At 70.9% G+C, this 7,045-nt stretch carries 11 protein-coding genes; 4 read left to right on the forward strand and 7 right to left on the reverse strand.

All coding sequences use genetic code 11. The annotated features are described in order from the left end of the window. Positions 1-114: 114 nt before the first annotated feature. The 5 genes from V7D28_RS12435 to V7D28_RS12455 all read right to left on the reverse strand — a co-directional run bounded on the left by V7D28_RS12435 (position 115) and on the right by V7D28_RS12455 (position 4,163). Positions 115-1,629 carry a DHA2 family efflux MFS transporter permease subunit gene (locus V7D28_RS12435; RefSeq protein ID WP_333587699.1) on the reverse strand — a complete coding sequence of 505 codons (1,515 nt, stop codon included), beginning with the start codon at positions 1,627-1,629 and terminating at the stop codon, positions 115-117. Positions 1,630-1,634: 5 nt separating this feature from the next. Then, complete coding sequence (locus tag V7D28_RS12440; RefSeq protein WP_333587700.1) at positions 1,635-2,084, reverse strand: MarR family winged helix-turn-helix transcriptional regulator; 450 nt, start codon at positions 2,082-2,084, stop codon at positions 1,635-1,637. An 88-nt stretch (positions 2,085-2,172) separates the two neighbouring features. Continuing rightward, positions 2,173-3,012, reverse strand: a complete 840-nt coding sequence (locus V7D28_RS12445) for a phytanoyl-CoA dioxygenase family protein (RefSeq protein WP_333587701.1) — start codon at positions 3,010-3,012, stop codon at positions 2,173-2,175. Positions 3,013-3,060: 48 nt separating this feature from the next. Next, positions 3,061-3,450 (reverse strand): hypothetical protein, encoded by a 390-nt coding sequence (locus tag V7D28_RS12450; protein ID WP_333587702.1) that lies wholly within the window; start codon positions 3,448-3,450, stop codon positions 3,061-3,063. 68 nt (positions 3,451-3,518) lie between these two features. Next, positions 3,519-4,163 (reverse strand): S24 family peptidase, encoded by a 645-nt coding sequence (locus tag V7D28_RS12455; RefSeq protein WP_333587703.1) that lies wholly within the window; start codon positions 4,161-4,163, stop codon positions 3,519-3,521. Between the two features lie 88 nt (positions 4,164-4,251). Here V7D28_RS12455 and V7D28_RS12460 point away from each other — a divergent pair, with 88 nt between their 5' ends. The 3 genes from V7D28_RS12460 to V7D28_RS12470 are packed head-to-tail and all read left to right on the forward strand — an operon-like array spanning position 4,252 to position 5,393. Then, positions 4,252-4,602, forward strand: a complete 351-nt coding sequence (locus V7D28_RS12460) for a hypothetical protein (protein WP_333587704.1) — start codon at positions 4,252-4,254, stop codon at positions 4,600-4,602. Further along, the gene (locus V7D28_RS12465) at positions 4,599-4,805 is read left to right on the forward strand and encodes a hypothetical protein (RefSeq protein ID WP_333587705.1); all 207 of its coding nucleotides are present in this window, start codon (positions 4,599-4,601) and stop codon (positions 4,803-4,805) included. The genes V7D28_RS12460 and V7D28_RS12465 overlap by 4 nt, the downstream gene beginning before the upstream one ends. 3 nt (positions 4,806-4,808) lie before the next feature. After that, a complete protein-coding gene (locus V7D28_RS12470) occupies positions 4,809-5,393 on the forward strand; it encodes a hypothetical protein (RefSeq protein WP_333587706.1) in 585 nt (194 codons plus the stop codon). Here the strand turns inward: V7D28_RS12470 and V7D28_RS12475 are convergent. Next, on the reverse strand, positions 5,352-5,861 hold the full coding sequence (locus V7D28_RS12475; RefSeq protein ID WP_333587707.1) for a hypothetical protein: 510 nt from the start codon (positions 5,859-5,861) through the stop codon (positions 5,352-5,354). The two genes, V7D28_RS12470 and V7D28_RS12475, sit on opposite strands and share 42 nt — an antisense overlap. After that, the gene (locus tag V7D28_RS12480; RefSeq protein ID WP_333587708.1) at positions 5,854-6,531 is read right to left on the reverse strand and encodes an isochorismatase family cysteine hydrolase; all 678 of its coding nucleotides are present in this window, start codon (positions 6,529-6,531) and stop codon (positions 5,854-5,856) included. Before V7D28_RS12480 ends, V7D28_RS12475 begins: the two co-directional genes overlap by 8 nt. 56 nt (positions 6,532-6,587) lie before the next feature. Between V7D28_RS12480 and V7D28_RS12485 the strand changes: the two genes are divergently transcribed. Beyond that, a partial coding sequence (locus tag V7D28_RS12485) for a Stf0 family sulfotransferase (protein WP_333587709.1) occupies positions 6,588-7,045 on the forward strand: 458 nt, incomplete at its 3' end.

The following is a 7,045-nucleotide window of genomic DNA, read 5'->3' on the forward strand; positions in this document are numbered from 1 at the left end:
CGCGGGGTCGGGGTGGTCGGCGGCTCCGCGCCGCAGGCGCCCAGGGCCAGGGCGGCGGCCAGAACCAGGAGGGCGGGACGCAGGACCATGGGGAAACCTCGTCTGTTGCGCGCGTCAGTCGGCGGTCTTGGGCCTCAACGGGGCGGGGCCGCGGTTGTTCATTTCATCGCCGGCATCTCGCGGCAGGGGAATGTAGAAGGCCAGCGAAATGAAGGTCACAGCGCCGATGACCAGGAAGGCCGGGGAGATGGTCTCGGCGGTCATCTGATCCTGACCGGCCAGGCGGGTGAAGGTGTGGATCAGGGTGGCGGCCAGGCCGATACCCACCGACTGAACCAGCTGCTGGGCCATGCTGGACATGGTGGAAGCGCGGCTCATCTTGTCCTGCTCGATGTCGGCGAAGGCCAGGCCGTTGAGGCTGGTGAACTGCAGGGAGCGGAAGAAGCCGCCGGCCAGCAGGATGATCATGATCAACCAGTGCGGCGTGTCGATGCGGAAGGCGCCATAGGCCAGGAAGAAGACGCCGACGATGACGGCGTTGACCACCAGCACCGTGCGGAAGCCGAAGCGCCGCAGGATGGGCGGGGCGGTGGTCTTCATGATCAGGGCGCCGGCCGCGGCGACGAAGGTGAGCAGGCCCGCCTGGAAGGCGCTCATGCCGAAGCCCACCTGCAGCAGCATGGCCAGCATGAAGGGGGTCGCGCCCATGGCGATGCGCATGAACCCGCCGCCGACCACCGAGGCGGTGAAGGTCTGGATGCGGAAGAGGGAGAGGTCGAGGATGGCGTGGGGCGTGCGCCTGGCGTGCCAGCCATAGACCAGGAGGGCGCCCAGGCCGCCGACGAAGAAGCCGGCCACGGCCAGGGGCGGGAGGATGTCGCGGCCCAGATTCTCGAAGCCGAAGATGATGCTGGCCAGGCCAAGGCCGGTGAGGATCATGCCCCGGACGTCCAGGCGCGGGGCGTCCTGGACCGCCACATTGGGGACGTAGCGGGCCACCAGAAGGACGCCGGCCGCGGCGATGGGCAGGTTGATGTAGAAGATCCAGCGCCAGTCCCAGAAGGTGACGATGAAGCCGCCCACCGGGGGGCCGATCACCGGGCCCAGGAGGGCCGGCATGGTCAGCACCGACATGGCGCCCACCAGTTCGTTCTTGGGCGTGGTGCGAAGCAGGACGAGACGGCCCACCGGCATCATCATGGCGCCGGCCATCCCCTGGAACAGGCGGGCGACCACCAGCTCCATAAGCGAGTTGGCCAGGCCGCAGGCCGCCGAGGCCAGGGCGTAGAGGATCATGGCGGCGACGAAGATCCGCTTGGCCCCGAACTTGTCGGCGGCCCAGCCGCTTATGGGCAGGAAGACCGCCGCGGCCAGCAGATACATGGTGATGGCCAGGTTCAGCCGCAGGGGGTCCTCGTTGAGGTCCGCCGCCATGGCCGGCAGGGCGTTGGACAGCACCGTGGCGTTGAGCGTCTGCATCATCAGGGCCGAGCCGATGACGGCGGGCACGATCCAGCCCCGACTGAGGGCGGCGGCGCGCTCCTCCTTGGTCAGGGGCGGGGTGCGGACCTCCTTGGCCAGCGCCTTGGCGGCTTCGGGAGCGGTGTGGGGATCGACGGCGTCGGCCATGGGGCTCAGGCCTCCACCAGGGCGATGAGGGGGGCGGCGGCCGCGGCGAGCGCCTGACGCTGGGGCTCGTCGAGGGTGGCCAGGCGGGCGGCCAGCCAGTCATTGCGCTGGCGACGGGTTTCGGCCAGGGCGGCGAGGCCCGCGGGCGTGATGGAGAGGCCCGACCTGCGGCCGTCGCTCTCGTCAGAGATGCGGCTGATCCAGCCGGCGGCCTCCAGGCGCTTCACATGGCCGCTCATGGCCGGGCGGGACATCTGCTCCCCATCGGCCAGATCGGAGACGCCGACCCCCGGCTGGCGCTTGATCTCCACCAGCAGCAGCACGTCCAGGGCCGAGAGGCCGGCCTTGGCGGCGGCCTGACGCAGGCGCCGGGCGACCCGCAGCAGGGCCGGCCGCAGGGCCTCGGCCAGGTGTTCGGGGTCGGTGAGTACAGCTTCGGCGACGGGGGAGGGCATGGGGCGCCTGCGGGAAATCTAGTTAAGTACCTAAACTATCTATCCGCGTAGATAGACCTCTCAGCGGTCAGGTCAAGCGGACGGGCGCTCAGGTGTCGAGGCGGTTCTCGAGGATGGGCGGCGTCCAGGCGGGATCGAGGGTCTTGCGCGGATGGGACGCGGTGACCTGGCCCATGAAGGGCGGCCAGATCTCATATCCCAGCAGGGCCTGGAGGCGGGGCGAGAAGGTGGCGACCAGATCGCGGGGGATGCTGAGATAGAAGTTCTCCTGGGTGCGGGCCCAGGGCTGGCAATACTGGTTGGTGAGGGCCAGGCGCGGGCTTTGCGCCCGGTTGGCGCCGCCGCGATGGAGCAGGTGGCCCTGGAAGACCAGGGCGGAGCCCGCCGGCATCACGGCCGGGAGAAGTTCGGCCGCGGCGTCCGGGCGGGCGCCGAAGGCGGCCACCTCGGCGTCGCTCCAGAGATGGCTGCCGGGAAGGATGTCGGTGGCCCCGTTGGTCGGGGTGAACTCATCGATGGCGAAGATGACGCTGAGGCTGGCGGCGGGGCGCGGTCGGGGCAGCCGGTAGAAGCCGTCGTCGAAATGGACCCCCTGGGCCGCCTCGCCGGGTTCAATGTTGATGGCTTGGCTGGCGGTGAGCAGGTAGCCCGGCAGCAGGAAGCGATCGAGCAGGGCGAGGATGTGCGGCTCTTCGGTGATCTCCTCGAACACCCGGCCCCGGGCCACGAGGGTATAGACCCGCTCGGTGCGGAAGCCCTCAAAGGCGTTGCGGCCGTGGTGGCGGCGCAGGTGCGGCGAAAGGCCCGCACGGATGCGGGTCAGGGTCTCCGGCGACAACAGGCGTTCGAGGATTGTGAAGCCGTGGGCTTCGATCTCCTGGACATGGCGCTCAAGGTCGAAGGCCTGAGAGGCGGTGGCGAGATCCATGGCGTCCTCCTGGTCGGGCGCCTCTGACGGGCGTCTCCACCGGACAGCCTAGACCCTCAGGCGCGCGGGATCGACTATCGAACGCCGCACCGCGCGGGCGGCTTTGCGGAGGTCGCTGAGGGGGCGGGCCAGAGACCGCAGGTCAGGGCCGCCGCCGCCCAGGCCGCGGGCGGCGGCTTCCCGCAGGCGTTCGGCTTCTTGGTCGAGGCGGCGGGCGGCGGTCTGCAGGTCGGCCAGGGCCAGGGTGAGCCGCCCCTCGGGCGAGGCGCGCCAGGCCCGGCGCAGGGCCAGGCGGGCTTCAGCCTCGGTTTCGACGGCGCTCGCAACGGGCGGATCGAGGGCGGGACTGTGCAGGGCCGACCAGACCACGCCCTGGGCGGCCCCGTCCTGGCCCCGCCGCCAGGCGGCCTCGGCGGCGGCCTGGACCCAGAGCCTCATCTGCGCGTGTTCGGGGTCGCCCATCTGGGAATTGTATAAAAACTACAAGCCCCGGCAAGGATAATCGGCTAGAGCACGCTCTGGATGATGCGCCGGGCCTGGAAGGGGGGGATGATGGCGGTGATGTGGGCCGCCCAGCGCAGGCGCGCGTCGCGCCGGGTGGGGCCGGCGACGCTCTCCAGGTCGAACCGCCCGGCCCGCGAGCCCCGCAGCAGGCGCTTGACCAGCACCTCGTCGGTGTCGATCTCCACCACCACCACATGGCCCAGCATGTCGGGCGAGGGCGGGGTGCGCTGGTCCTCGAAATAGATCAGCGCCCCGTCGTCGGCCAGGCCTCGCATGGAATGGCCCACCACCCGCAGGGCGCGGGCCTGGGTGGTGCCGCCGGGGGGGATGGGGGCCAGGTCCGTGGGCTCATGGCCGATGGCGAAAAGCACGACGCCGTCGGGGTTTGCGCCTACCGCCCCGAGGATCGGCACATAGCCGTCGCGCAGGGCCTCGCGCATGGGGCCCAGGGCGTCATAGAGCCATTCGGGACGCACCTTGAAGGCCGCCGCATACTCCTTGCTGCGGCGGAAGGAGAAGGGGGCGTTGCCATTCTCGTTGGAGGCGTAGGTGTTGCGGTTCCAGCCGAAGGCCTCGGCGGCCGCGGCGGCGGTCTCGTAGCCGGCCTCGAGCCGGGCCTGGCGCAGGCGGTCGGAGCGCTGGTCCATGAAGGGGGAATAGACCGCCTGTGGAGGAATGTAAATAACATACAGTTTCTGCTTGCCCGCTGTATGTATGAAAAATACAGTCGGCTCCATGGAAACGTCGCATCACGTCCGGGGCGCGGCCCCGAAGGCCCCGAAGGCCCCCAAGGCCGGCCTGCCGAGCCTGGGGGATTACGCCAATCTGCGCCGAGGCGGGTCGAGCGCGGCCCAGGCCGGCGCCTTTCTGCGCATGGAGGAGAAGACCCGCCGGCATATGGAGCGGGCCTTTCGCGGCCAGGTGGCCCGGGGGGCCGGCGAGGCCCAGCCGCGCTTCGCCCGGCACGACAAGCACGTGGCCGCCGTGATGGGCCAGGGCGGCTTTCCCGCTCTGACCGAGCGGCGGATCGGCCGAAACGGGGTCTGCGTCGGCCTGCCGCTGGTCTGGCCGGAGATGTCGCGATGAGGGGCGCGACCGCGGAGCCGCCGGAGGACGCCGGGGCCCTGGTGGCCCGGGCCCTGGGCGATCGGACGCCCGGCGCGCGCACGCCCTTCCTGAAGGAGTTGCTGGCGCATACGGCGGCGGGCTTGGTGATCCTGGAGGGCGAGCGGGCGGCGAGCGAGGCGGTCTATCGCCTGGCCGACGCCGTGGCCGCCCGGCGGGTCTGATCCATGGGCCGGATCTTCGACCCCGCCCAGAAGGCCAAGGCCCAGCTGAGGCTGGCCGAACAGCGGGCCCGCGCCAGGGCCGAGGCCGCCGCGGTGGCGGCCGGCGTGGCCGAGACCGTGGCGCTTTCCGCCGCCCGGGGGGCGGAATTCGAGACGCCGCCGGCGGCCGGCGGCGCACGCGCCGTCCCCTATCGCCGACAGACGGGCCTGGACTGGCTGGCGCGGAAGGGGCGGATCGGCGCGCGGCAGAAGGCGGCCGGGGAGCGCTATGGCGCGCTCTTCCGACGGGCGGGCCGCGAAGGCGCCCTTCGCTCCACCCTGGACGTGCGTCCCGGCGGCGGGCCGGCGGGGCCGGGCGGGCGCGAGGAGGTGCTGCTGATGGCGGCCGAAGGCTCGGCCCAGGCTGCGGCCCGGCTTTCGGCCCTGCGGGGGCTGCTGGGCGATCAGCCGCAACTGGTCGCGGCCTGCGACCTGATCTGTGGCCGCGAGCTGACCCCGCGCGAAGCCGCCAGGGGCGAACGCGCGGTGATCGAACTGGAGGCGGTGCTAGGGGTCGCGCTGGACCTGCTGGCGGGGGAGGGGGGTTGATGTCCAGGCGTCCAGCAAGCTGGCGGCGACAGCCTGCCTTCGGGCTATGGCGTCGGGATCGGCGGTGTCGAGGTCGTTGGCGGCGTAGCGGGGGTCTATCGTCGGCGCGACGATCACCGGCTCTGCGCCGAACTGGTCGGCAGTGATGTCGATGATCCATCCCTGGCACGTCACCCAGGCGTGGGCCTCCCATCGGGCGCCCGCAAGGAATCCGTAGGGACCGATCTCCTCCGAAGCCGAGCGGCGCGGCGTCCCGTTCGCCCAATGGGCGTCATGGCCCTGGAGCTGAAGGACGTCGCGCACGAACAGGCTGGTGCGCCCGCAAGCGCCGGCCGATGGCGTCGCGCCGCGGCGCCACGGCTCGGCGGCCAGCCAGTCGTCCCACACCGGCTCCATGAAGCGACGAAGGCGTGTGGCCGTGGCGAAGAGTTGGGCCCGCAGGCACGGCCCCCCGCCCAGATCAGCCATGGGCCAGGCTGGGGCCGGCGGCGATGAGGTCAAGGATTTCGGCGGTGGGGCGGACGTCTCCGAACGATCGGTAGATGGTGTAGAGGGCGGCGTTGTGAGCCGCGTCGGTGACCGTGGCGGTGGCGTCGGCGGCGAAGATGACGCGGTAGCCCAGGGTCGAGGCGTCGCGGGCTGAGCTTTCGCAGCACACATTGGTCACCGTACCGGTGATGATCACGGTCTCGATCCCACGGGCGGCGAGGCGATCATGCAGGTCGCAGCGGCCGGGGAAGAACGCGCTGGCGGCGGATTTCTCGGCGACGATCTCGCCCTCGACGAAGTCGAGTTCCGGGCAGAGCCTGTCGTGCGGGGCGCCCTGGCCGCCTGAGGCGCCAAAGGCCTGAGCGATCTGTTCCCCATAGAATTCGATGGCCCGGGGGTTGGGCGGCCCGGTATCGGCGGGCAGGACCCAGGCGACCAGCCCGCCGGCCTCGCGCAGGGCGGCGGCCAGGCGGTTGATGGGCGCGATGGCGTCGCGGCAATGGATATTGGCCTCGGCGAAGAAGGGGACCATGTCGATGACGACGAGCGCCGTTGTCCGGGGGGCGAGACGCTCATAGGCGTGGCGTCGCCCGCGGCGGCTTTCATGACGAAGGTATTCCCGCTCAGCGATCATCCAGTTGTGCGCCATCGCCTCGCCCCGCTAGGGTGTTCATGAAATGTACCTACCCATCTAGCAGATCGATCATGACAGACTACGCCTCGTTTATGATCTGCACCGCCCCCCGCAGCGGGAGCACGCTGCTCTGCCGGCTCCTGGCCGAAACCGGGGTCGCGGGGAAGCCGGCGTCTTATTTTCATGAGCCTTCCCTGGCCGAATGGACGCGGCGGCTGGGCGTCGAGGCCGACCCCACCGCCTCGGAGCGGGAGGTTGTCGAGGCCTGCGTCCAGGCGGCCCTGGCGCGGGGGCGCAGCGACAACGGCATCTTCGGGCTGCGGCTGCAGCGGCCCAGTTTCGACTTTTTCTTTTCGCAACTGGCCCTGGTCCATCGCGAGCGCGCCTCGGAGCGGGCGCGGTTCGAGGGCGTCTTTGGGCGGACCCTGTTCATTCACCTTTCCCGGGCCGACAAGGTCGATCAGGCGGTGTCCTGCCTGAAGGCCGAACAGACGGGCCTTTGGCACGTGGCGGCCGATGGGTCGGAACT

The organism is Phenylobacterium sp., from assembly GCF_036723115.1.
Classification (GTDB): Bacteria; Pseudomonadota; Alphaproteobacteria; order Caulobacterales; family Caulobacteraceae; genus Phenylobacterium.

Bases quoted from the DNA above. Each gene is read 5' to 3' on its own strand.
- V7D28_RS12440 (WP_333587700.1), bottom strand. From the start codon at position 2,084: ATGCCCTCCCCCGTCGCCGAAGCTGTACTCACCGACCCCGAACACCTG.
- V7D28_RS12435 (WP_333587699.1), bottom strand. From the start codon at position 1,629: ATGGCCGACGCCGTCGATCCCCACACCGCTCCCGAAGCCGCCAAGGCG.
- V7D28_RS12450 (WP_333587702.1), bottom strand. From the start codon at position 3,450: ATGAGGCTCTGGGTCCAGGCCGCCGCCGAGGCCGCCTGGCGGCGGGGC.
- V7D28_RS12475 (WP_333587707.1), bottom strand. From the start codon at position 5,861: ATGGCTGATCTGGGCGGGGGGCCGTGCCTGCGGGCCCAACTCTTCGCC.
- V7D28_RS12455 (WP_333587703.1), bottom strand. From the start codon at position 4,163: ATGGACCAGCGCTCCGACCGCCTGCGCCAGGCCCGGCTCGAGGCCGGC.
- V7D28_RS12445 (WP_333587701.1), bottom strand. From the start codon at position 3,012: ATGGATCTCGCCACCGCCTCTCAGGCCTTCGACCTTGAGCGCCATGTC.
- V7D28_RS12470 (WP_333587706.1), top strand. From the start codon at position 4,809: ATGGGCCGGATCTTCGACCCCGCCCAGAAGGCCAAGGCCCAGCTGAGG.
- V7D28_RS12460 (WP_333587704.1), top strand. From the start codon at position 4,252: ATGGAAACGTCGCATCACGTCCGGGGCGCGGCCCCGAAGGCCCCGAAG.
- V7D28_RS12465 (WP_333587705.1), top strand. From the start codon at position 4,599: ATGAGGGGCGCGACCGCGGAGCCGCCGGAGGACGCCGGGGCCCTGGTG.
- V7D28_RS12480 (WP_333587708.1), bottom strand. From the start codon at position 6,531: ATGGCGCACAACTGGATGATCGCTGAGCGGGAATACCTTCGTCATGAA.